This is a genomic window from Rhodoferax sp. EU05-FHT12H12 (assembly GCF_058791215.1).
The window spans coordinates 343,592-364,009 of sequence record NZ_JBYTDI010000002.1 but is presented as its reverse complement, the minus strand read 5'-3'; the positions used below and the strand labels follow the sequence as shown (position 1 = coordinate 364,009).

The following is a 20,418-nucleotide window of genomic DNA, read 5'->3' as shown; positions in this document are numbered from 1 at the left end:
GCGCCGCACTGTCAGCCGCCGTTGGGCAAAGCGCTGTGGCTTTGGCTAGACTCGGGCGCTCTGACTCCCCACTACGCACAGGACACACCATGGGCAAGCGCATTGCATTCATAGGCGGCGGCAATATGGCCAGCGCCATCATCGGCGGGCTGATCCGCCAGGGCTTTTCGGCGGCCGACATCGACGTGGTGGAGCCCTGGGCCGAAGCACGGGAACGGCTGGCAACGGATTTTGGCCTGCAGCCCCAGGCTGAAGCCGGGGCTTTTCTGGCCACGGCCGACCTCATCGTCTGGGCCGTCAAGCCCCAAACCTTCAAGGACGCCGCCGCCGCCGTGGCCCCCCACAACACCGGCGCCCTGCACCTCAGCGTGGCAGCCGGCATTCCCAGCAGCAGCATTGCCACGTGGCTGGGCAGCGAACGCATCATCCGCACCATGCCCAACACCCCCGCGCTGATCGGCAAGGGCATCACCGCGCTGTACGCCCGCCCCGCCGTCACCCAGACCGACAAGGACTGGGCCGACGCCGTGATTGCCACCACGGGCGCCACCGTGTGGCTGACGGCCGAAACACAACTGGACGCGGTGACCGCCATCAGTGGATCCGGCCCCGCGTATATGTTTTATTTCATGGAGGCCATGACGGAGGCCGGCGCCCAGATGGGCCTGGAGCGCGAACAGGCCTACCGCCTGGCCGTGGCCACCTTCATTGGCGCTGGCGAACTGGCCCGTGCATCGACCGAGCCACCCGAGAGCCTGCGCGCCAAGGTCACGTCCAAGGGCGGCACCACCTACGCGGCCATCACCGCCATGGACGAGAGCGGTGTGAAAGCCCTGTTTGCCCAAGCCCTGTTTGCCGCGCAGAAGCGCGCGGGCGAACTGGGCCAGGAGTTTGGCGCGGCCTGAGATTTCAAGCCTTTTAGGCCTCTAGACCCCGTGGAAGCTGCGCAAGCAGCTTCTTTTTTGATAGCAAACAACGCCTCACCCCATGGCCATTGATATCCCCAAAGACGCACGCACGCAGGCCATCAGCTCCATCGAACGTTACTTCCGCGAGAACATGGACGAACCCATCGGCAACATGGCCGCCGGCGCGTTGCTGGGCTTCTTTCTGGAAGAGCTGGGCCCGCTGGTCTACAACAAGGCGGTGGCCGATGTGCAAGACCGGCTGCAGGCCCGCGTAATGGAGGTGGACGTGGAAGTGCACGAGCCCGAGTTCACCTACTGGCGCAAGTTCGACCGCAAACGCTAGGCTGGCACACGCCCCCCAAAAAACACCCAAGGGCCTGTGGTCTGACCACCAGACCCCCGCGCATGCGTTTCACGACCATTGCGTACAAAAGAACGGCCAGCCCCCAAATGGCAGGGGTACACTGATTTCAGCCACCGGCACAGCAATGTATGCCGCCAGCCAACACTGCCACCTTGGGGAACCGTTTTGGGACAGGTCGACATTACGTTGTTCTACATGGACATGGTGCTCACTGCGATGTGGGCCTTCTCTTGGGGCGTTATCGGTGGGGCCATGAAGATGGCCCCCAAAGCCACCCTGCGGTTCTGCGCAGCCAATCTGCTGTTCGCCGGCACAGTGGCGCTGCTGGTGCAACGCACAGGCACCCCCAGCTATGTGCACTACCAAGGCGTGGAGTGGCTGGTATTCGTGGGCTTGGCCACGTTCCACAGCGGCATCGTCTACCTGGTGCGGCTGGACGAGTTGCCTACGCTGGCACGGCGCATCAGCCCCATCCTGATCGCCATGGTCATCACCCTGCAGGTGGCGCCAGACGGCAGCTCTTACATGGTGCGCGCCATCGTTTTCTCGCTCACGGTGGCCGCACTCACTTTCAGTTGTTTTTGGGACTGCTACCGGGGCCTGCGCAACGACCAGTTTTCGGCCACCGTGCGCTGGGCCATCAGCGGGCCGTTTCTGCTGGCCATGCTGGCCATGCTGGCGCGTGTGGTGCTGGTGCTGGTAGAAGGCCCGCCGCCGCCCACCGAGGGCTTTGTGCAAGTCCCGCATTTCACGCCGTTCTTGTGGATGCTGACCATCATCGTCATGGCCATGAACATCACCATGGCCGGGCTCACCGCCGGGCGCCTGGTCAAGCGTTTTCGCAGCCTGGCCGAGCAGGACCACCTCACCGGCTGCCTGAACCGCGCCTCCATGGAAGAGCGTCTGGCCATCGAATTGGAGCGCACCCACCGCACGGGGGAACCCGTGGCCTGCGTGTTTTTTGACCTGGACCACTTCAAGGACATCAACGACCGCCACGGCCATGAAACCGGCGACCGCGCCCTGTGCCATGTTGTGGAGGTGGTGCAAAGCCGGTTGCGCACAGTGGACGCCCTGGGCCGCTTTGGGGGCGAGGAGTTCATGGTGCTCATGCCCGGCACCCACCTCACCGGTGCCCGCGAGGCCGCCAACCGCATGCGCATGGCGCTGGAAGAATCCCCGCTGCGTGCGCACGACACCGACATCGTGCTCACCGCCAGCTTCGGTGCTGCCGTGCTGGGCTCCCGGGAAAGCCAGGCCAGCGTGCTGCGCCGCGCCGACGCTGCCATGTACCTGGCCAAACGCAACGGCCGCAACCGGGTGGAGATTTCACTGGAGCCAATTCAGAGTCAAATCGGCATCCAGCGCTGATGGATGCTGCGTAAGCAGCTCCTGTTTTTATAGCGACGTCCAGTACCCCGGTGCCCCATACCGCTCTTTGATGAAGTCGATCCACAGCCGCACGCGCAGCGGCAAATGCTTGCGCTGGGGGAAGACGGCGTAGATGCCGTTGGGCGGGGCGGCGTAGTCTTCCAGCACCGCCACCAGTTGGCCAGCGGCGATTTCGGCCTCGACTTCCCAGGTGCTGCGCCAGGCAATGCCCAGGCCGGCCAGACACCATTCGTGCAACACCTGGCCATCGCTACAGTCCAGCGGGCCGGCGGGCTTGAGGTACACCACCTCCCCCTCTTTGCCCTGCTTGGCAGTGGCGCCCTTGGCCCCTGCAGGCAGCTTGAAGGCCCAGCCCCGGGTTTGCGAGGCATCGCTGGACAGCGTCAGGCAGTGGAACTTGGCCAGGTCGGCGGGCGTCTGCGGCGTGCCATGGCGCTTCAGGTAGGCCGGTGTGGCCACACACAGGCGGCGGTTGTCGGCCATGCGCACACTCACCAAGGAGGAGTCGGGCATGTCGCCCACACGCACGGCGCAGTCAAAGCCCTCGCCCGCAATGTCCACCACCCGGTCCGAGAGGTTGAGCGACACGGTGACCTCGGGGTGCAGCGCACGGAACTTGGGCACCAGCGGCGCCACGTGGCGGCGGCCAAAACCGGCCGGCGCGGTGATGCGAAGGTGGCCCGCCGCCTTGACCCCACCGGCGCTGACACTGGCCTCGGCATTGGCCACATCGGCAATGATGCGCTGGCAGTCTTCCAGAAAAGCACTGCCCTCGTGGGTGAGCGTGATGCGGCGCGTGGTGCGGATCAGCAGCTTCACGCCCAGGCGCTCTTCCAGCCCATCCAGGCGCCGCCCCATGATGGCAGGGGCCACGCCCTCGGCGTTGGCAGCGGCGGTGAGGCTGCCGCGGGTGGCGACAGAGACAAAGGATTCGAGTTGCTTGAGTTTGTCCATGGCTAGCTCCGGGGGACCAGAATGGCGGAACGCTCTGCTCCGTGTCCCCCGCCCGCTGCGCGGGCTCCTCCTTGACCTACGCAGACCGTTCTGCCATTCAGGCCTTTGGCACTCGTGGAATATGCGCGAGCAGCTCCTGTTTTCATAGCACGATACCTTGCGCATGCAGCGCAGCCACATCGTCCACGCTGTAGCCCAGGCTTTGCAGCAGCGCGTCGGTGTGCTCGCCCAGCTTGGGCGGGTCCAGCCGCAGGCCCAGGCGTTCGCCGTCCAGCGTGATGGGCAACAGAGGCACCTGGGTCTGGCGGCCATCGGGCAGCTCCATGGGGGCTAGGCCACCGGTGGCTTGCAGGTGCGGGTCGTCAAACAGGTGCTGCGGATCGGTGATGGGCGCAAACGGCAGGCCCACTTGCTCAAAGCGCTGCGACAACTCGGCACGGTTGAACAGCGCCAAGCGCTGGCGCAGCTCAGGGATGAGCCAGCTACGGGCCAGCACGCGGTCGTTGTTGGTGGTCACGCGCGGATCGGCAAACAGGTCGGCGTAGGCAAAGGCCTCGCAAAAGGTCTTCCACTGCCCGTCGCCCACCACGGCCAAGAAAATTTGCTCGTTGTCCTTGACGCTGAATACGTCGTAAATGCCCCAGGGGGAGATGCGTTCGGGCATGGGCGCGGCGGCCTTGCCGGTCACGGCGAACTGCAGCATGTGCTGGGCCACCAGAAAGATGTTGTTCTCGAACAGCGCGCTTTGCACCTCCTGGCCCTTGCCGGTTTGCTGGCGCTGCATCAGCGCGGCCATGGCGCCCACCGCGCCGAAGATGCCGCCCATGATGTCGTTCACGCTGGAGCCCGCACGCAGCGGGTCGCCGGGGCGGCCGGTCATGTAGGCCAGGCCGCCCATCATCTGCACCACCTCGTCCAGCGCCGTGCGGTGGTCGTAGGGGCCGGGCAAAAAGCCTTTGTGGCTCACATAAATCAGGCGCGGGTCCAGCTTGCTCAAACTGGCGTAATCCAGCCCCAGCTTCTGCATGGTCTCGGTCTTGAAGTTCTCGCTGACGATGTCCGCGGTGGCAATCAGCTTGAGCACGATCTCGCGGCCCTTCGCGCTCTTGAGGTCCACCGCAATGCTTTTCTTGTTGCGGTTGAACAGCGGGTAAAAGCCCGCACCGCTGCCCAGCAGCTTGCGCGTGCTGTCACCGGCCAAGGGCTCGACCTTGATGACGTCGGCCCCCAGGTCCCCCAGCGTCATGCCGCAGGTGGGGCCCATCACCATGTGGGTGAATTCGACGACGCGGATGCCCGCGAGGGGCAATACACGGGCTTCGGGCCCAGGGTGCTCGGGGGTGTGGGGGGCGGTGGGGCTTGTCATGGCGGGTCTCTTCACAAATTACACGGTGTAGTCCAGCACCAGCACATCGTCCAGCGTCGGCTTGAGCTGCGCTACAAACGCCAGGTGGTCCGGGTGCGGCAGGTAGGCGGCGCGGGCGGCCTCGTCGGCAAAGGTGAGGTTGAAACAGTGGGTAAAGCCCTTGGCCAGGCCCTCGGGACTGTTGTTGGTGCCCCATTCCAGGCTCTGCACGGCGCTGATCTTGCTTGCCAGAGCGGCAAAGGCGGCTTCCATGGCCTGCAGCTGTGTGGGCGCCGTGTCGGTTTTGAATTTCAGCAGCACCAGATGGCGTATGGGCATGAACTACATCCTTAAATGTCACGAATAGATTGATATTCTTCCATATAGTAATCCGTAAAGGATGGAATACAGTACGTCCATAGCCTGAGGGCACGGCCCCTCGCGCGACCCGTTTTTCTCTTTGTTGACCGCCCCTTCCTTTGAAAGGCCCACCATGACGACAACTACCCCCCGCACTACGGAACACCGCCTGCAAGTGGCCACCAGCCTGCACGCCTTTATTCAAGACAAAGTGTTGCCCGGCACCGGCATTGCGCCCGAGGTTTTCTGGAAAGGCTTTGACGCCATCGTGGCCGACCTGGCGCCCAAGAACATTGCCCTTTTGGCCGAGCGCGACCGTCTGCAAACCGAGCTGGACAGCTGGCACACAGCCAACCCCGGCCCCATTGCCGACATGCCTGCGTACAAGGCCTTTCTGGAAAAAATCGGCTACCTGGTCGAGAGCCCCAAGAAGGTGAAAATCAGCACCAAAAACGTGGACGCCGAGTTGGCCACCCAGGCCGGTCCGCAACTGGTGGTGCCGGTACTCAACGCCCGCTACGCCCTGAACGCCGCCAACGCCCGCTGGGGCAGCCTGTACGACGCGCTGTATGGCACCGATGTGATCAGCGAAGACAAGGGCTGCGAAAAAGTGGGCCCCAAGGGCTACAACCCCAAGCGCGGCAAGAAAGTCATTGAATACGCCCGCAACGTGCTGGACCGCTGCGCCCCGCTCAAGAAGGGCTCCCACGTGGGCTCCACCGGCTATGCCATCAAGGGCGGCGATCTGGTCGTCACGCTGAAAGACGGCGCCACGTCCAAGCTGGCCGACAAGGCCCAGTTCATCGGCTTCCAGGGCACGGCCAAAGCTCCCTCCAGCGTGCTGCTGCAGCACAACGGCCTGCACCTGGACATCACCATCAACCGCGCCACGCCGATCGGCAAGTCTGACGCCGCCGGCGTGAGCGACCTGGTGCTGGAAGCCGCCCTCTCCACCATCCTGGACCTGGAAGACTCCGTGGCCGTGGTGGACGCCGAAGACAAAGTGCTGGCCTACGGCAACTGGCTGGGCATTCTGCAAGGCACGCTGGTGGAGCAGTTTGAGAAGGGTGGCAAGACGCTGACCCGTGGCCTGAACGGCGACCGTGTGTACACCGCGCCCGATGGCAAGAAGGAAGTGAAGCTGCACGGCCGCAGCCTGATGTTTGTGCGCAACGTGGGCCACCTGATGACCAACCCGGCCATCACCTATACCGCCAAAGACGGCAGCACCCAAGAAATCCCCGAAGGCATCATGGACGCCGTGGTCACCACCACCATCGCCCTGCATGACCTGAAGAAGACCAAGAAGGACGCCATCCGCAACTCACGCAAGGGCTCGGTCTACATCGTCAAGCCCAAGATGCATGGCCCCGCAGAAGTGGCGTTTGCCGCCGAGCTGTTCACCCGCGTGGAACAGATGCTGGGCCTGCCGGACAGCACCGTGAAGCTGGGCATCATGGACGAAGAGCGCCGCACCAGCGTGAACCTGAAGGCCTGCATTGCCGCCGCCCAAAGCCGCGTGGCTTTCATCAACACCGGCTTCCTGGACCGCACCGGCGACGAGATGCACACCGCCATGCAAGCAGGCCCCATGATCCGCAAGGCGGACATGAAGAGCAGCGCCTGGATTGCAGCGTACGAGCAAAACAACGTGCTGGTGGGTCTGTCCAGTGGCCTGCGCGGCAAGGCACAGATCGGCAAGGGCATGTGGGCCATGCCCGACCTGATGAAGGCCATGATGGAGCAGAAGATCGGCCACCCCAAGGCCGGTGCCAACACCGCCTGGGTACCCAGCCCCACCGGCGCCACCCTGCACGCCCTGCACTACCACCAGCTGCTGGTGAGCGACGTGCAGAAGGAACTGGAAAAGACCCACTACGAGAAGGCCCGCCCCGGCATCCTCGACAAGCTGCTGCAGATCCCGGTGACCGCCACCCCGAACTGGACAGATGCCGACAAGCAAGCCGAGCTGGACAACAACGCCCAGGGCATTCTGGGCTACGTGGTCCGCTGGGTGGACCAGGGCGTGGGCTGCTCCAAGGTGCCCGACATCAACGACATCGGCCTGATGGAAGACCGCGCCACCCTGCGTATCAGCAGCCAGCACATGGCCAACTGGCTGCACCACGGCGTGGTGACCAAGGCGCAGGTGGAAGAAACATTCCAACGCATGGCCGCCAAGGTGGACAAGCAAAATGCAGGCGACAAGCTCTACACCCCCATGGTGGGCAACTTCAAGGGCGCGGCCTACCAGGCGGCGACCGAGCTGGTGTTCAAGGGCCTGGCGCAGCCCAGCGGCTACACCGAGCCGTTGCTGCACGCCTGGCGCTTGAAGGTGAAGGCTGCGGCGTAAGGCCTGGACAAGCGTAAACGCTATTAAATCAGTAGCTGCTTGCGCATTTCCACACGGGCTAGAGGCCAATTTGGCATCTAGCCCCAAGAGAAACGGCACCTTCGGGTGCCGTTTCTCTTGGCAAGGCCGCCTGGACGATTCGCTGTCGCTCCGGGGTGGGATACTGGTGTGCAGGAGAGTTGGAATAGCAGGCCGCCGCTGGCACCTGCAAATACCAACCGTATTTGTCTGCAACAGGGAGGATGCATGCATCAACATCGCACGGAAATTCTGGACTGGATAGCGCAGGGCCGATTGCGCCCCGAAAACTGGGCCACCGCTTTACGCCTGGCGGGCACCACACCGGACACCAGAGACTGGCGCAAGTTTCTGGATCAACTCATGCTGTGGCTGGGCACGACGTTCTGCGCAGTAGCGGTCATTTTCTTCTTTGCCTACAACTGGACGGAGATGGGGCGTTTTGCCAAATTCGGCCTGGTTGAAATCCTCATCGTGGGCGGGTTGGCCATGTACTGTCGGCTGGATGCCGAGCGCCCAGCGGGCAAAGCGACGCTGCTGCTGGCCACCTTGCTGGTGGGTGCCCTGCTGGCACTGGTGGGGCAAACCTACCAGACCGGCGCCGATACCTACGAGTTGTTTGGCGTGTGGGCCTCGGCTGTGCTGGTCTGGGTGCTCATTGCCCGGCTGGGAGCCTTATGGTTGTTGTGGCTGGCCCTGGTCAACCTTGCAGTCTATTTGTATTCGCAAACCTTCGGCGGCCTCTGGGGCATGCTGTTCCGCACCGAGGAACAGATCTGGACATTCTTCATCCTGAATACCGGCGCGCTCGTCATTTGGGAGGCAGCCGCCCGCAGTGGCGCCACCTGGCTGAATGAACGCTGGTCCCTGCGCATCCTGGGCACGGTCAGCGGCGCTTTGGTCACGATGCTGATGCTGTGGGCGCTTTTTGACGCCCCCAATGACCGCAGCACCTATGCCACCGCGGCCTACGTCGGCTGGATGCTTGTGGCGTATCTCTATTACCGGCACGTGGTGCCCGACCTGTTCATGCTGGCGGGCGGCGTGCTGAGTGGGGTCATCGTTATCACAAGCTTTCTGGCGATCCATATCCTCGACCGCCGCAGTGCCGGTGGGTTCCTGCTGATCGGCCTGGTGGTGATCGGCCTATCGGCGGCGGGCGGAGTCTGGTTGAAATCCGTTGCAAGCGGGGAGCGCGCATGAGCAGCCATCAACAATCTATGGACCGCGCGCAGTTGTGGAAGCAGTTGCAGTTGCACGGCCTTGCCGAAGGCGACTTGCCGCCGGTACATGCGGGGACTTCCTCCTGGCACATCCGGTTGATGCAAAGCATTGCCGGGTGGATAGGCGCCATGTTCTTGCTGGGCTTTGTGGGCATGGGGTTGGCTTTTGTGATCGACAGTGCCGTCGCCGCCTTGGTGGTGGGTGCCATCGGCTGCTTGGCCGCCTACGCCATATTTCGCGTGGCGCGTGACAACGATTTTGCGACGCAGTTCGGGCTGGCCATCAGTCTGGCGGCCCAAGCGGTTTTTGTCTTCGGGCTGTTCAAGCAGTTTGAATTTGGAACGTCTGCGCTCTACGTTTTGGTGCTCGTGTTTGAAGTGGCCCTGGTACTCCTGGTGTCGAACTTCATCCACCGTGTGTTGACCACCGTCATAGCGTCACTGGCCCTGTGGTACTTGCTGAACAGTTTGGGCCTGTACGGCATTGCCTCGGGCCTCCTGACGGGTGGGCTCGCATGGGTCTGGCTGGATGAGCGGCGCTGGGCGGGCAACGGCGCGCTGTGGCGGCCCATTGGCTACGGGACTTTGCTGGCGCTCCTGCAGCTCGAAAGCATGCGGCTGTTTGGCTGGAGCATGCGGTTGTGGTCCTCCACGAAGGCGAACGATTGGTGGATGCACTATGGCTGGTGGATAGGCACCGCATTGACGACTGCCGTTCTGCTGTGGTCCGCCATACGCATGCTGGCGCAACAAGACATTGCAGCCAACAGCAAAGCAGGCCTGGCCGCAGTGGGCGCGGTACTTTTACTGAGCGTGTTGTCACTGAAAGCGCCAGGTATCGCCACGGCGGTGCTGATGCTGCTGCTCGGGTTCACGACAGGCAACCGCATTCTGATGGGCGTGGGCCTCATGGCACTGCTCGCGTTTGTCTCGCGGTATTACTACTACATGCAAACCACCTTGCTGGTGAAATCTGCAGTGCTGGCGGTGAGCGGCGGCCTGCTGCTGAGCGCACGCCTGGTACTGCACCGTGTTTTTCCCATGGCCACTGAAACGGAGGCATCCCATGCGTAAGTGGATTGCCGTTATTGCAGGGGCGTCGGTGCTGCTGGCTGTCAACTTCAGCATTTACCAGCGTGAACAACTGCTGTCTGAAGGCCGTGTCGTGTTGCTGGAGCTTGCGCCGGTCGATCCGCGTTCTCTGATGCAAGGCGATTACATGGCGCTGCGTTTCAAGGTTGCCGACGAGTCGTTGGGAAACCAGACCAACACGCCATTGCACGATGGCCACATCGTTGTGACGCTGGACCCAAACAACGTGGGTCACTTCACGCGCATGGACGACGGAGCCCCCACCGCCGCCCAGGAGGTACGTTTACGCTACCGGATTCGCAATGACCAGGCGAAGTTCGCCACCAATGCGTTTTTCTTCCAGGAAGGCCACGCGCAACAATACGAAGTCGCGCGGTATGGCGAATTCCGCGTGGCAAAAAATGGGGACATGATCCTGACGGCCATGCGCGGCGCAGACCTCAAAACCCTGGGGCTGTCCACTCCGTAAAACGTCCTGACGTTCTGCAATCAACCGCCCACGCACCGTCGGTGATCGCGCAGCCCAGCGGCTACACCGGGCCTCTGCTGCATGCATGGCGCTTGAAGGTGAGGGCCAAGTAAGCAGGCCTCCCAAACAACGGCACCTTCGGGTGCCGTTGTTGCGTCTGGCGCGGGGATCTACAAATCTTGTTTCCAGGACGGTGAACGCTTCACCACAACACTTGAAAACCCAAGCACGCGGGTGGGGGAGGCGACGCTGTCGCTGACAGCGCCGCGAGACGTCAAGGAATGCCGAATATGCTACGTTTTTAGTAGCTACTCACGCATATTCCATGGGCGCCAGAGGCCTATTTAATACCTAAACGCGTCAGGCCGCAGCCATGTGGCGCACCGCGCGGATGTCGTCCGGGCCGGTGCGGCAGCAGCCACCGATCATGCGTGCCCCTTTGGCTTGCCAGCGCGCAGCCATCTCAGCGTAAGCATCAGCTCGGTCGCAGGCACCGGTCCAGACCTTGCCTTCGGCGTCGTAGTGTTCACCCGAGTTGGGGTAGACCAGCACGGGCTTGCGGGTGTGCGCCTTGGCTTGTTCCACCAAGCTGGCCACGTACTCGGGCGCGGTGCAGTTGATGCCGATCGCCACGATGTGCGGGTAAGCCTCCAGTGCGGCCACGCAGTCCGCCAGGCGCTCGCCCTGCACGTTGTGTTCGCCATCTTTGCAGGAGAAGCTGATCCACGCGGTGATGTTGTCTTGCTCGGCCAGCACATCGGCAATGGCCAAGGCTTCGTCCAGACACGGAATGGTCTCGCAGGCCAGCAGGTCGGCGCCCGAAGTGGACAGCACCTGCATGCGTTCACGGTGAAAGTCGGCCAGCGCCGCACGGCCCAGGCCGTAGTTCCCGCGGTACTCCGAGCCATCGGCCAGCATGGCGCCATACGGGCCTACCGACGCGGCCACCAGCGGGCGCAGGCGGCCCACGCGGTGGGCAGGTTCGGCCCAGAACGCATCGCGCGCCTCAATGGCGAGGGTGACGGACAGGCGCATCAAATCTGCGGCCTCAGCGCGGCTCATGCCACGGCGGGTAAAGGCTTCAAAGGTGGCCTGGTAGCTGGCGGTGGTGGCCACATCGGCCCCGGCGGCAAAGTAGTCCGCATGCACCGCGCGGATGAGCGCGGGCTGCTCGATCAGCAGCTTGGCGGACCACAAGGCGTCGTTCAGGTTGGCACCACGGCGCTCCAGCTCGGTGGCGAGGGCACCGTCCAGCACCATCAGGCGGTCGTGGGCAAGAAAACTCTCAAGGGGATTCAGCATCATGGGGTTCGTTCAAAAATCGAGGATGAGCTTAGCCAAAGCGCGTGCGCTGCGGCGGCAATTTGCGGCGCCCAGGCGCGGACAAGCAGCTCAGGCGGCGTGGCTTTTGCGGTGGCGCTCCAGCAAATGCACACCGACCGAAATCAGCAAGGTCAGTACGCCGTAGACCACACCGGCCAACACCAGCGCATCGGTGGTGTACGACTCCGTGGACAGGCGGCGGGCCACACCGGTGAGGTCAAACACGGTGATGGTGCTGACCAGGGCGGTGGCCTTGAGCAGTGCCACCCCCTCGTTACCCAGCGCCGGGGTGGCAATGCGCAAGGCCTGCGGCAGCACAATGCGGCGCAGCAGCGTGCCGGTCGACATCCCGAAGGCGCGAGCGGCTTCCTGCTGCCCCGGCGGCACAGCCAGAATGCCGGCGCGGATGTCTTCGGCCATGTAGGCGGCGATGTTGAGCGTCAAGGCGATGAGGCCGCAGTACAACGCGTTTTCCAGCACCACCCAGGCAGCGGACGCCCGCACCCATTCAAACTGGCTGAGCCCGTAGTACAGCAGGAACATCTGCACCAGCAGCGGCGTGCCCCGTAGGGCCGCGCTGTAAAAGCGCACCAGGCTCTTGGTAACCGTACCGCCATGAGTGGCGCCGAGTGCCAAGCCAAGCGCCAGCACCAAGCCCCCCACCCCCGAGGCAGCCCACAGCTGCAGGGTGATGACCAGGCCTTCCCACAATTCGGCGCGGTTGTCCTGCAGCAGGACGAGGGTGTCGGTGAACCAGGCTTCCATGGCTAGCTGCGGTGCGCTTGGTAAGGGCGCTGCGCCCGCCGCTCCAGCGCGGAGACCAAAGGATCAGACAGCGCCAGCAGGCAGAAATACATGAGGGCAGCCGCCATCAAAAACATGAACGGCTGGTGCGAGGCCTGTGCCGCCATATTGGACTTTTTCAGCAAATCCTCCAGGCCGACCACCGACACCAGTGAGGTGTCTTTGAGCAGGGACTGCCAGAGGTTGCCCAGACTGGGAATGGCAATGCGCCAGGCCTGCGGCAGGCGCACCAGAAAGAAGATTTGCACCGGACTCAGGCCCAGCGAGCGGGCCGCCTCCAGCTGCCCGCGTTCCAGCGCCACAAAGCTGCCACGGAATACCTCGGAGGCATACGCCCCCAACACCAGCGCCAGTGACACCACACCCGCAAAAAACGGGCTAATGTCAAACGCACTGTCAAAGTGGTTGTTGATGAGGTTGGACAGCCCGAAGTAGCACACCAGCACCACCAGAAACTCGGGCACCCCGCGCAGCACACCGGTGATCACCGCCACCGGCCGGCGCAGCCAGGCGTGCCGACTGAGCTGGCACGCCGCCAGCGACAGGCCCAGGGCCAGCCCGCACACCAGGGCGGCGCAGGCCAATTGCACGGTCATCAGCGCACCTTGCAGCAGCTGGCCCGTGTAGGCCTGCAAAACATCCATCTCAACTCCGGGAAAGCGCGGCCACCGCCCGCACGGGGCGGTGGCGGCCTGTCAATTACTTGCTGGCAGGCGCAATGCTAAACGGGAACACTTTTTTGTTCTCGGCAGCAAAGGTGCCGTCAGCCAGCACCTTTTTGATGGCGGCGTTGAAGCGGGCCTTCAGGGCGTCGCCCTTGCGCAGGGCAATGCCGGTGCCTTCGCCAAACATTTCCACGTCGTTCAGGGGTTTGCCGGCAAAGTCAAAACCCTTGGCCTTGCCGGTTTTCACCAGCCATTCGTAGGCGACGGTGGTGTCGGTCAGGGTGGTGTTCAGGCGGCCGGCTTCCAGGTCCAACCAGATGGCGTCCTGGTTGGGGTAGGACTTGGTCGCGATGCCGGACTTGGCCTTGGGCAGGCGCTTCTTGAGGTAGGTCTCGTGGTTGGAGCCGCTGTACACGCCCACGGTCTTGCCGCGCAGGGTGGTCGGGTCTTCGCTGATGCCGGAGCCCACTTTGGCCACGTACTGCACGGGTGCCAGGGTGAACAAATCGGTGAAATCCACCACTTTCTTGCGCTCGTCGGTGATGGACATCTGGGCCAGCACGGCATCGATCTTCTTGGCCTTGAGCGCAGGGATCAGGGCATCAAAGTCCATGGTGACGTATTCGCACTTGGCTTGCATGTGTTTGCAGATCACGTTGCCCAACTCGATTTCCATGCCCTTGAGCTGGCCGGATGCATCCTTGTACTCAAACGGAGGGTAGTCCGACAGAGTGCCAATGCGCACCACATCCTGGGCATGGGCCAAACCGGCAGCCAAGAACAGACCACCCAACACCGCTTTCAAAACCTGACGCTTCATTCTTTGTTACTCCATCCGGGCATCCCACCGCAAGACGCCGCATTGTTCAACCATAGCTGCGTTTTCAAGACGCAAAGGAAACTCAAGTTTCCTCAAAAGAAATAACGTCAGGCGGCGTATTTGGTGCGTTTTGCGCGGCAAAACGGCACACAAGCGGTCTTGGGTGCCGATGGAGGCAAACACCCCGTCTTGCCTACAATGAACCGATGGACACGCCATTGGACCCCTTTGACCGAAAGATTTTGGAGTTCGTGCAACGCGATTGCCAGGTCAATGCAGAAGTGATTGCCGAGGCGGTCGGCCTCTCTGCGTCTGCCGTACAGCGGCGCCTGCGACGACTGCGGGCCGAGAAAGTGATTACGGCGGAGGTGGCCATCGTGGACCCGCAGGTGGTGGGCCAGCGCATGCAGTTTATTGCCGGCATCGAGCTCAAGGACAACTACGAAGCCCTGCCGCGCATCCGCACCTGGGTGCAAAAAGAACCCGAAGTTCAGCAGCTCTTTTACGTGACTGGCGCGGTCGACCTGGTGATGGTCATCCTGAGCAAAAGCGTGAAGGAATACGACGCCCTGTCCGCCCGGCTGATGGCCGAAGTCCCGCAGGTCATCCGCATGACCACCAATGTGGTGATTGACACCATGAAATCCGACTGGTACGTACCGGTCGACGAATGAACGTATGCGCCGGAGGTGAGTCTTGTTGTTGTGCGACACCTGCAGAAACTCCGGCGTGAACTGCTCGCCACGGCCGATATTGGCGGGCTTGACCTCGTAGACGATGCCTAGGACTACGCTGAAAACCACGCCCGAAAATGCGACTGTGCCAACAACCGTTGGCGGCCCAGGTAGATATTGGCCAGCGCAAGTGATGTGAATGCCCGCGTGGCGTTCTTCTGTAACCCTCGGTAGCGCACCTTGCCAAAGCCCCACAGGCGCTTAACCACTCCAAACGCGTGTTCGACCCGAGCCGTGGGCTTGCGGTATTGCTCGAAGGTTTGGTCCGCCGCCATGGCCAGTGTTTGCTGCTTCATGGCGGTTGCTTTAGCTACCCCGACGGGGAATCGCCAGAGTTTTGCAGCGTTGCTTAGTTAGCCGGTTTGGGGGGCTGCTTGCCCTGCCCATTGCCTTGGGGTGGTTGCGCCGGGCGGCAAGCCAGGGGCTTGCCCTCAGGGGCGCCGCAGGTACCGCTCAGCGTGCCTCCGGGCGTGGTCATGAAGCAGGCCGCGCCGCTGGCCAGCGACTTGCAGGCCGCCAACGCCTCGGGTGGGGGGCCGCCAGGCGGGCCCTTGTCGCCGGCGGGCGGCGGGTTTTGCTGGGCCAATGCGGCACCAGTGACCAGCAGCAGGCCACCCAGGGCCAGGGAAACACGGGAAACCGTGGACATCACAAACACTCCTCAAGTGCGGCCCGCGGGGTGCCGGCCAAGTGTCAGCGTAGCAGCGCCATGTGTACGGATTGCAAAGACAAGCCTTGTGGCTCCGCTATTTTGGTTCGTCAAAACGGCTCTTTTTCGGGCTTCACTTGGTGCCACCTCGCTCTAGCATGGCGCATGATCCGGATCTTCATTGGTTATGACCCGCGCGAGGCTGTGGCCTACCATGTGTGTGCCAACAGCATCGTGCGCCACGCACGGCAGCCGGTGGCCATCACCCCGCTGGCACTGCACACCCTGCCCGACTACCGCGAAACCCATGGGGACGGCAGCAACCAGTTCATCTACAGCCGTTTTCTGTTGCCGCACCTGACCGGCTTTGAGGGCTGGGCGCTGTTCATGGACGGCGACATGGTGCTGCGCGAGGACATTGCCCAGCTCTGGGCCTTGCGCGACGAGAGCAAGGCGGTCATGTGTGTGCAGCACGACTACAAAACCAAGGCCCAGGGCAAGTACCTCGGCTCCAAAAACCAGGACTACCCGCGCAAAAACTGGTCCAGCGTGGTGCTGTGGAACTGCGGCCACCCGGCCAACCGTGTGGTCACGCCCGCCTTTGTGGAAAACGGCACCGGCGCGCAGCTGCACCGCTTTACCTGGCTGGCCGACGAGCTGATAGGTGCGCTGCCGCGCGAATGGAACTGGTTGCCGCAGGAGTTTGGCCCCAATCCCGATGCCAAGCTGCTGCACTGGACACTGGGCACACCCTGCTTCCACGAATACGCCGACGACCCCATGGCCGCCGAATGGCACCGCGAGCGCCTGCTGGCCGACTATTCCCTGCAACGCCATGCCTGAGGCCACACCCGGGCTGGACCACGCGCTGGCGGGCGACCGGTTTCTGGCGCAGGGCCAATTTGCCCAAGCGTTCGATGCCTATGCCTTGGCCTTGCAAGCCCAGCCCCACAACGTGTACTGGCGGTTTCTGGCCGGTGAATCGCTGTTCCACCTGGGCCGCTATGCAGACACGGTGGCCTTGCTGAACGACCTGGACCCGGGTGCGGACAAGGCGCTGGCGATCGAACATGCGCTGACACTGGGCCGCGCCTTGCAGCTCACCGGGAACACCACCGCCGCGGAGATGCAGCTCATCAAGGCCTTCATGCTGGACCCGGGCCACGAAGAGGCCGCCTACAACCTGGGCGTGTTCTACGAACAGGCAGGGCTGCCGGAACAGGCCGTGACCTTTCTGCAGGCCGCCGCCCAGCGGCACCCGCAGTCAGTGCGCCTGCACTACAACCTGGGCAGCAGCCTGGCCCAGTGCGGCCAGACGGCTGCGGCCGAATCCGCCTTGCTTGCCACCTTGGCGCAGCAACCCGACCATGTGGACGCGCACCACAACCTCGCCTTGCTATACCTCCGCCAAGGCAAGCTCACCCAGGGCTGGCACCACTACGCATGGCGCTTCAACCGCCACGCCACCGAAGGCGCTCCCGCGCATTGGGTGCCCCAGACCCCGACGCTGCCTGCCGACTTGCACGGCCACACGGTGCGGGTGCAAGGGGAGCAAGGCATCGGCGACGAGCTGTTTTTTATGCGTTACCTGCCCGCCTTGCACGCACGGGGTGCCCAGGTGCACTACCAACTGTGCAATACCAAGCTGGCGCCGCTGCTGCGCCAGCCCGCACTGGCCACGCTGGCACACGCCACGACCACAGCGATCCAGCACCACGTGCTGCTGGGCGACCTGCCACTGGCGCTGGGTGGCAGCGATGCACACCGCTACCCACCCGCCGTACCCCTGCAGGCCAACGCCAGCGCACGTGCGCGCCTGCAACAGCAACACCCGCTGCTGACTCGCCCACGCCGCAAGCTGGGCCTGGCTTGGCGTGCCGGCACGCAGGCCCAGCCCCACGGCTTTGCCACCCAGCGCTGGCTGCAAAAATCCACGCCACTGGACAGCCTGCTGGACGTGCTGGCGCCGCTGGACGTGGAGGTGGTGGTCCTGCAGCGGGGTCTGCAGCCCGGGGAGTGGGCGCAGGTGCAAGCCCGCCTGGGTGCAGACCACGTACTGGACGCCAGCGGGTGCGACCAGGATCTGGACGAACTGTTGGCGCTGCTGTCCTGTCTGGACGGACTGGTAGGCGTAAGCAACACCAATGTGCACCTGTGCGCAGGGCTGGGCATCGGTGGGGATGTGCTGGTGCCTGCACCCGCAGAATTCCGCTGGCAAGAGGAGGGCTCTCCCTCACCCTGGTTCCCCGGCTTTGCGGTGCACCGCCAGACCGCTGGGGAAGACTGGCAAGCCCCGATGGCGACACTGGCGGCCTCTCTGCAAGCGCGCTACGGCGTGGCCCAACGGCAGTAGGGGTAGGCGGCCAGGTTGGAGTTGAAGTACCGCGCATCCTGCGTCACTTCGTCGCCCAGCCAGTCAGGCCTTGCAAATGCCTGGTCCTCGGACGCCAGCTCCACCTCGGCCACCACCAGCCCGGCGTTGTCGCCCACAAATACATCCAGCTCCCAGCGCGTGCCCGCATGGTCCAGCAGGTAGCGTGTTTTCTCAATCAGCGGCCCCTCGCACAGTGCCAGCAGGGCCTCCGCGTCGGCCAGGGGGATGGGGTACTCAAACTCGGCGCGCGTGGCGCCCACACTCACGCCCTTGATGGTGAGAAAGGCTGCGTCGTCGGCCACCCGTACGCGCACCGTGCGGGCCTTGTCACGGCTCAGGTAGCCCTGGCGGAACACCACCCCCGCCGCCTGCTGCCAGGGCTGACCAATCACCAGAAATTTGCGTTCGATTTCAATTGCCATGGTGACATGCATCCTTACCAAGAAAAGGGGAGAGAACTACACTGCAGGCACCATGCCCACGTCACGCCCCACCACCCCCGAAGTGTGCCCGCTGTGCGGCCAAGGCAACCAGTGCGCCATGGAGCTGGAACGCGCCACGGGTCAGAAGCAAGCGCCGTGCTGGTGCACCCAGGTGGATTTCAGTGCCGAGTTGCTGGCCCGCGTGCCCACAGCCGACCAGGGCAAAGCCTGCATTTGCGCCGCCTGCGCGGCCCTCTCACTCCACCCGGTGCAGGGACGCGAGGTTGATCAGCGCTGACAGCACCTCGGGCTTGAAGCCAACGCGGTTGCGACTGCTGTCGCTATAGCCACCACTCAGCACCAGGGTCTGCAGATACTCCACACAGTCGCGATGGCCCCAGAATTTCTCGATGGCCAGGGCGATGCGGATGTGGTGCTTCGTGATGATGGCCATTTCATGGTCAATGCGGGCCTGTAGCGGCCGCTCGTGAAATGGCATGGGCCGCGTGGGCAAGTCTTCCTCTTCCCACTGCAAAGAGGGAAAGCCGGTTTCGTGAAAACGGGAATCTTTCGGGTCTGGCACCATGGCCCTCGTGGTGGTCTTGCCTCCACTCTACCGCATACCGCCGCAATAATCACGCGGCACAATACCCCCATGTCCAGCCTGCCCCCCTTCATTGCTCCCGCCCGCTTTACAGACCCCGCCGCCGCCCTGGCCCAGGTCCTTCGCATTTATGACAGCAGCATCCAGCACCTGCGCCAGTCCATGCAGCGGTTTGTGGCGGGCGACGACAGCCAGGGCCATGTGCGCGCCTGCTACCCGCTGGTACGCATCCACACCGACACCGTGTCGCGCAAACCCGGCTCCGAGGCGGCACGCCTGAGCTTTGGCTTTGTCGCCGGCCCAGGCCGATTCGAGACCACACTGACCCGCCCCGACCTGTACCGCAGCTACTACCTGGAGCAGTTCCGCCTGCTGCTGCAAAACCACGGCGTGGAGCTGGAGGTGGGCACCAGCAGCCAGCCGATTCCCGTGCACTTCTCGTTTGCCGAGCACGACCACGTGGAAGGTCAGATGAGCGCCGAGCGCCGCACGCTGATGCGCGATGTGTTCGACCTGCCTGACCTGGCCGCCATGGACGACGGCATTGCCAACGGCACCTACAGCCCCAAAGCGGGCGAACCCCAGCCCCTGTCGCTGTTCACCGCGCCGCGGGTGGACTACTCACTGCACCGCCTGCGCCACTACACCGGCACGGCGCCCGAGCATTTCCAGAACTTTGTGCTGTTCACCAACTACCAGTTCTACATCGACGAGTTTGTGCGCCTGGGCCATGCCGAAATGGCCAAGGCAGACAGCGAGTACGTGGCCTTTGTGGAGCCGGGCAATGTGGTCACACGCCGCGTAGGCCTGCCCGCCCAGACAGCAGACGCGCTGGGCGCCGCCCCGCCGCGCCTGCCGCAGATGCCGGGCTACCACCTGGTGCGCGCCGACAACGCGGGCATCACCATGGTCAACATCGGCGTCGGCCCGGCCAACGCCAAAACCATCACCGACCACATTGCCGTACTGCGCCCGCACGCCTGGATCATGTTGGGCCACTGCGCCGGCCTGCGCAACAGCCAACAGCTGGGCGACTACGTGCTGGCCCACGGTTATGTGCGGGAAGACCACGTGCTGGACGAAGAGCTTCCGCTGTGGGTGCCCATTCCCGCGCTGGCAGAAATCCAGCTCGCACTGGAGCAGGCTGTGGCCGATGTCACGCAGATTCAGGGAGCCGCGCTCAAGAGCATCATGCGTACCGGCACGGTGGCCAGCACCGACAACCGCAACTGGGAGCTGCTGCCCGACAACATGCCGCAGCGCCGCTTCAGCCAGAGCCGCGCCGTGGCGCTGGACATGGAAAGCGCCACGATTGCCGCCAATGGTTTCCGTTTTCGTGTGCCCTACGGCACGCTCCTGTGCGTGAGCGACAAGCCCTTGCACGGCGAGATCAAGCTGCCCGGCATGGCCAACCATTTCTACCGCGAACGGGTCGACCAGCACCTGCGCATCGGCATTCGCGCGCTCGAACTGCTGCGCGCCCAGGGCGTGGACCAATTGCACAGCCGCAAGTTGCGCAGCTTTGCCGAGGTGGCGTTCCAGTAA

23 protein-coding genes are annotated in these 20,418 nt (G+C 63.6%); 12 read left to right on the top strand and 11 right to left on the bottom strand.

Annotated features, from left to right (window positions below; translation table 11 throughout):
- The first annotated feature begins 89 nt into the window (after nucleotides 1–89).
- The 3 genes from proC (at nucleotide 90) to AC3WS7_RS06480 (ending at nucleotide 2,643) form a co-directional block, all read left to right on the top strand.
- A complete protein-coding gene (gene proC / locus AC3WS7_RS06490) occupies nucleotides 90–905 on the top strand; it encodes a pyrroline-5-carboxylate reductase (RefSeq protein ID WP_492655794.1) in 816 nt (271 codons plus the stop codon).
- Nucleotides 906–987: 82 nt separating this feature from the next.
- Nucleotides 988–1,251 carry a DUF2164 domain-containing protein gene (locus AC3WS7_RS06485; protein ID WP_296467889.1) on the top strand — a complete coding sequence of 88 codons (264 nt, stop codon included), beginning with the start codon at nucleotides 988–990 and terminating at the stop codon, nucleotides 1,249–1,251.
- Nucleotides 1,252–1,437: 186 nt separating this feature from the next.
- The gene (locus AC3WS7_RS06480; protein WP_492655793.1) at nucleotides 1,438–2,643 is read left to right on the top strand and encodes a GGDEF domain-containing protein; all 1,206 of its coding nucleotides are present in this window, start codon (nucleotides 1,438–1,440) and stop codon (nucleotides 2,641–2,643) included.
- 27 nt (nucleotides 2,644–2,670) lie between these two features.
- On the opposite strand, the gene AC3WS7_RS06475 is transcribed toward AC3WS7_RS06480, so the two are convergent.
- The 3 genes from AC3WS7_RS06475 to AC3WS7_RS06465 all read right to left on the bottom strand — a co-directional run bounded on the left by AC3WS7_RS06475 (nucleotide 2,671) and on the right by AC3WS7_RS06465 (nucleotide 5,302).
- Complete coding sequence (locus tag AC3WS7_RS06475; protein ID WP_492655792.1) at nucleotides 2,671–3,618, bottom strand: LysR family transcriptional regulator; 948 nt, start codon at nucleotides 3,616–3,618, stop codon at nucleotides 2,671–2,673.
- Nucleotides 3,619–3,760: 142 nt separating this feature from the next.
- Nucleotides 3,761–4,984 carry a CaiB/BaiF CoA transferase family protein gene (locus AC3WS7_RS06470; RefSeq protein WP_492655791.1) on the bottom strand — a complete coding sequence of 408 codons (1,224 nt, stop codon included), beginning with the start codon at nucleotides 4,982–4,984 and terminating at the stop codon, nucleotides 3,761–3,763.
- 18 nt (nucleotides 4,985–5,002) lie between these two features.
- Complete coding sequence (locus AC3WS7_RS06465; protein WP_492655790.1) at nucleotides 5,003–5,302, bottom strand: Dabb family protein; 300 nt, start codon at nucleotides 5,300–5,302, stop codon at nucleotides 5,003–5,005.
- Nucleotides 5,303–5,456: 154 nt separating this feature from the next.
- Between AC3WS7_RS06465 and AC3WS7_RS06460 the strand changes: the two genes are divergently transcribed.
- The 4 genes from AC3WS7_RS06460 to AC3WS7_RS06445 all read left to right on the top strand — a co-directional run bounded on the left by AC3WS7_RS06460 (nucleotide 5,457) and on the right by AC3WS7_RS06445 (nucleotide 10,478).
- On the top strand, nucleotides 5,457–7,676 hold the full coding sequence (locus tag AC3WS7_RS06460) for a malate synthase G (RefSeq protein ID WP_492655789.1): 2,220 nt from the start codon (nucleotides 5,457–5,459) through the stop codon (nucleotides 7,674–7,676).
- A gap of 246 nt (nucleotides 7,677–7,922) precedes the next feature.
- Nucleotides 7,923–8,897, top strand: coding sequence for a DUF2157 domain-containing protein (locus AC3WS7_RS06455; protein ID WP_492655788.1), 975 nt, complete (start codon nucleotides 7,923–7,925; stop codon nucleotides 8,895–8,897).
- Nucleotides 8,894–9,991: a DUF4401 domain-containing protein gene (locus AC3WS7_RS06450; protein ID WP_492655787.1), complete on the top strand. Its 1,098-nt coding sequence runs from the start codon at nucleotides 8,894–8,896 to the stop codon at nucleotides 9,989–9,991. The genes AC3WS7_RS06455 and AC3WS7_RS06450 overlap by 4 nt, the downstream gene beginning before the upstream one ends.
- Nucleotides 9,984–10,478, top strand: a complete 495-nt coding sequence (locus AC3WS7_RS06445; RefSeq protein ID WP_492655786.1) for a GDYXXLXY domain-containing protein — start codon at nucleotides 9,984–9,986, stop codon at nucleotides 10,476–10,478. Before AC3WS7_RS06450 ends, AC3WS7_RS06445 begins: the two co-directional genes overlap by 8 nt.
- A 360-nt stretch (nucleotides 10,479–10,838) precedes the next feature.
- Here AC3WS7_RS06445 and mmuM read toward each other — a convergent pair whose 3' ends face one another.
- The 4 genes from mmuM to AC3WS7_RS06425 all read right to left on the bottom strand — a co-directional run bounded on the left by mmuM (nucleotide 10,839) and on the right by AC3WS7_RS06425 (nucleotide 14,090).
- Nucleotides 10,839–11,780, bottom strand: coding sequence for a homocysteine S-methyltransferase (gene mmuM, locus AC3WS7_RS06440; protein WP_492655785.1), 942 nt, complete (start codon nucleotides 11,778–11,780; stop codon nucleotides 10,839–10,841).
- A 90-nt stretch (nucleotides 11,781–11,870) separates the two neighbouring features.
- Entirely contained in the window at nucleotides 11,871–12,566 is a 696-nt protein-coding gene (locus AC3WS7_RS06435; RefSeq protein ID WP_492655784.1) for an ABC transporter permease, read from the bottom strand.
- 2 nt (nucleotides 12,567–12,568) lie between these two features.
- On the bottom strand, nucleotides 12,569–13,249 hold the full coding sequence (locus AC3WS7_RS06430; RefSeq protein ID WP_296467908.1) for an ABC transporter permease: 681 nt from the start codon (nucleotides 13,247–13,249) through the stop codon (nucleotides 12,569–12,571).
- Between the two features lie 55 nt (nucleotides 13,250–13,304).
- Entirely contained in the window at nucleotides 13,305–14,090 is a 786-nt protein-coding gene (locus AC3WS7_RS06425; protein ID WP_296467910.1) for a transporter substrate-binding domain-containing protein, read from the bottom strand.
- A 206-nt stretch (nucleotides 14,091–14,296) separates the two neighbouring features.
- Between AC3WS7_RS06425 and AC3WS7_RS06420 the strand changes: the two genes are divergently transcribed.
- A complete protein-coding gene (locus tag AC3WS7_RS06420) occupies nucleotides 14,297–14,764 on the top strand; it encodes an Lrp/AsnC family transcriptional regulator (protein WP_296467912.1) in 468 nt (155 codons plus the stop codon).
- Nucleotides 14,765–14,877: 113 nt separating this feature from the next.
- Here the strand turns inward: AC3WS7_RS06420 and AC3WS7_RS06415 are convergent, their stop codons facing one another.
- Together AC3WS7_RS06415 and AC3WS7_RS06410 are read right to left on the bottom strand one after the other, a co-directional pair.
- Nucleotides 14,878–15,105 (bottom strand): transposase, encoded by a 228-nt coding sequence (locus AC3WS7_RS06415; RefSeq protein ID WP_492656163.1) that lies wholly within the window; start codon nucleotides 15,103–15,105, stop codon nucleotides 14,878–14,880.
- A 68-nt stretch (nucleotides 15,106–15,173) separates the two neighbouring features.
- Entirely contained in the window at nucleotides 15,174–15,473 is a 300-nt protein-coding gene (locus AC3WS7_RS06410) for a hypothetical protein (protein WP_492655783.1), read from the bottom strand.
- Nucleotides 15,474–15,638: 165 nt separating this feature from the next.
- On the opposite strand from AC3WS7_RS06410, the gene AC3WS7_RS06405 reads away from it, so the two are divergent.
- Nucleotides 15,639–16,316: a glycosyltransferase gene (locus AC3WS7_RS06405; RefSeq protein WP_492655782.1), complete on the top strand. Its 678-nt coding sequence runs from the start codon at nucleotides 15,639–15,641 to the stop codon at nucleotides 16,314–16,316.
- Complete coding sequence (locus AC3WS7_RS06400) at nucleotides 16,309–17,826, top strand: tetratricopeptide repeat protein (RefSeq protein WP_492655781.1); 1,518 nt, start codon at nucleotides 16,309–16,311, stop codon at nucleotides 17,824–17,826. Before AC3WS7_RS06405 ends, AC3WS7_RS06400 begins: the two co-directional genes overlap by 8 nt.
- On the opposite strand, the gene AC3WS7_RS06395 is transcribed toward AC3WS7_RS06400, so the two are convergent.
- Nucleotides 17,802–18,269, bottom strand: a complete 468-nt coding sequence (locus AC3WS7_RS06395; protein ID WP_492655780.1) for a CYTH domain-containing protein — start codon at nucleotides 18,267–18,269, stop codon at nucleotides 17,802–17,804. The genes AC3WS7_RS06400 and AC3WS7_RS06395 overlap by 25 nt on opposite strands.
- A gap of 52 nt (nucleotides 18,270–18,321) precedes the next feature.
- On the opposite strand from AC3WS7_RS06395, the gene AC3WS7_RS06390 reads away from it, so the two are divergent.
- Nucleotides 18,322–18,567, top strand: a complete 246-nt coding sequence (locus tag AC3WS7_RS06390; RefSeq protein ID WP_492655779.1) for a cysteine-rich CWC family protein — start codon at nucleotides 18,322–18,324, stop codon at nucleotides 18,565–18,567.
- Here AC3WS7_RS06390 and AC3WS7_RS06385 read toward each other — a convergent pair.
- A complete protein-coding gene (locus AC3WS7_RS06385; RefSeq protein ID WP_492655778.1) occupies nucleotides 18,526–18,852 on the bottom strand; it encodes a hypothetical protein in 327 nt (108 codons plus the stop codon). The two genes, AC3WS7_RS06390 and AC3WS7_RS06385, sit on opposite strands and share 42 nt — an antisense overlap.
- Nucleotides 18,853–18,924: 72 nt before the next feature.
- On the opposite strand from AC3WS7_RS06385, the gene AC3WS7_RS06380 reads away from it, so the two are divergent.
- On the top strand, nucleotides 18,925–20,418 hold the full coding sequence (locus tag AC3WS7_RS06380; RefSeq protein WP_492655777.1) for an AMP nucleosidase: 1,494 nt from the start codon (nucleotides 18,925–18,927) through the stop codon (nucleotides 20,416–20,418).

Excerpts from the sequence above, each read along its gene's own strand:
- AC3WS7_RS06405 (WP_492655782.1), top strand. The coding sequence starts at position 15,639 with ATGATCCGGATCTTCATTGGTTATGACCCGCGCGAGGCTGTGGCCTAC.
- AC3WS7_RS06380 (WP_492655777.1), top strand. The coding sequence starts at position 18,925 with ATGTCCAGCCTGCCCCCCTTCATTGCTCCCGCCCGCTTTACAGACCCC.
- AC3WS7_RS06455 (WP_492655788.1), top strand. The coding sequence starts at position 7,923 with ATGCATCAACATCGCACGGAAATTCTGGACTGGATAGCGCAGGGCCGA.
- AC3WS7_RS06465 (WP_492655790.1), bottom strand. The coding sequence starts at position 5,302 with ATGCCCATACGCCATCTGGTGCTGCTGAAATTCAAAACCGACACGGCG.
- AC3WS7_RS06400 (WP_492655781.1), top strand. The coding sequence starts at position 16,309 with ATGCCTGAGGCCACACCCGGGCTGGACCACGCGCTGGCGGGCGACCGG.
- AC3WS7_RS06470 (WP_492655791.1), bottom strand. The coding sequence starts at position 4,984 with ATGACAAGCCCCACCGCCCCCCACACCCCCGAGCACCCTGGGCCCGAA.
- proC (WP_492655794.1), top strand. The coding sequence starts at position 90 with ATGGGCAAGCGCATTGCATTCATAGGCGGCGGCAATATGGCCAGCGCC.
- AC3WS7_RS06410 (WP_492655783.1), bottom strand. The coding sequence starts at position 15,473 with ATGTCCACGGTTTCCCGTGTTTCCCTGGCCCTGGGTGGCCTGCTGCTG.
- AC3WS7_RS06425 (WP_296467910.1), bottom strand. The coding sequence starts at position 14,090 with ATGAAGCGTCAGGTTTTGAAAGCGGTGTTGGGTGGTCTGTTCTTGGCT.
- AC3WS7_RS06435 (WP_492655784.1), bottom strand. The coding sequence starts at position 12,566 with ATGGAAGCCTGGTTCACCGACACCCTCGTCCTGCTGCAGGACAACCGC.
- AC3WS7_RS06420 (WP_296467912.1), top strand. The coding sequence starts at position 14,297 with ATGGACACGCCATTGGACCCCTTTGACCGAAAGATTTTGGAGTTCGTG.
- AC3WS7_RS06485 (WP_296467889.1), top strand. The coding sequence starts at position 988 with ATGGCCATTGATATCCCCAAAGACGCACGCACGCAGGCCATCAGCTCC.
- AC3WS7_RS06450 (WP_492655787.1), top strand. The coding sequence starts at position 8,894 with ATGAGCAGCCATCAACAATCTATGGACCGCGCGCAGTTGTGGAAGCAG.
- AC3WS7_RS06430 (WP_296467908.1), bottom strand. The coding sequence starts at position 13,249 with ATGGATGTTTTGCAGGCCTACACGGGCCAGCTGCTGCAAGGTGCGCTG.
- AC3WS7_RS06460 (WP_492655789.1), top strand. The coding sequence starts at position 5,457 with ATGACGACAACTACCCCCCGCACTACGGAACACCGCCTGCAAGTGGCC.
- AC3WS7_RS06395 (WP_492655780.1), bottom strand. The coding sequence starts at position 18,269 with ATGGCAATTGAAATCGAACGCAAATTTCTGGTGATTGGTCAGCCCTGG.
- AC3WS7_RS06390 (WP_492655779.1), top strand. The coding sequence starts at position 18,322 with ATGCCCACGTCACGCCCCACCACCCCCGAAGTGTGCCCGCTGTGCGGC.
- AC3WS7_RS06475 (WP_492655792.1), bottom strand. The coding sequence starts at position 3,618 with ATGGACAAACTCAAGCAACTCGAATCCTTTGTCTCTGTCGCCACCCGC.
- mmuM (WP_492655785.1), bottom strand. The coding sequence starts at position 11,780 with ATGCTGAATCCCCTTGAGAGTTTTCTTGCCCACGACCGCCTGATGGTG.
- AC3WS7_RS06445 (WP_492655786.1), top strand. The coding sequence starts at position 9,984 with ATGCGTAAGTGGATTGCCGTTATTGCAGGGGCGTCGGTGCTGCTGGCT.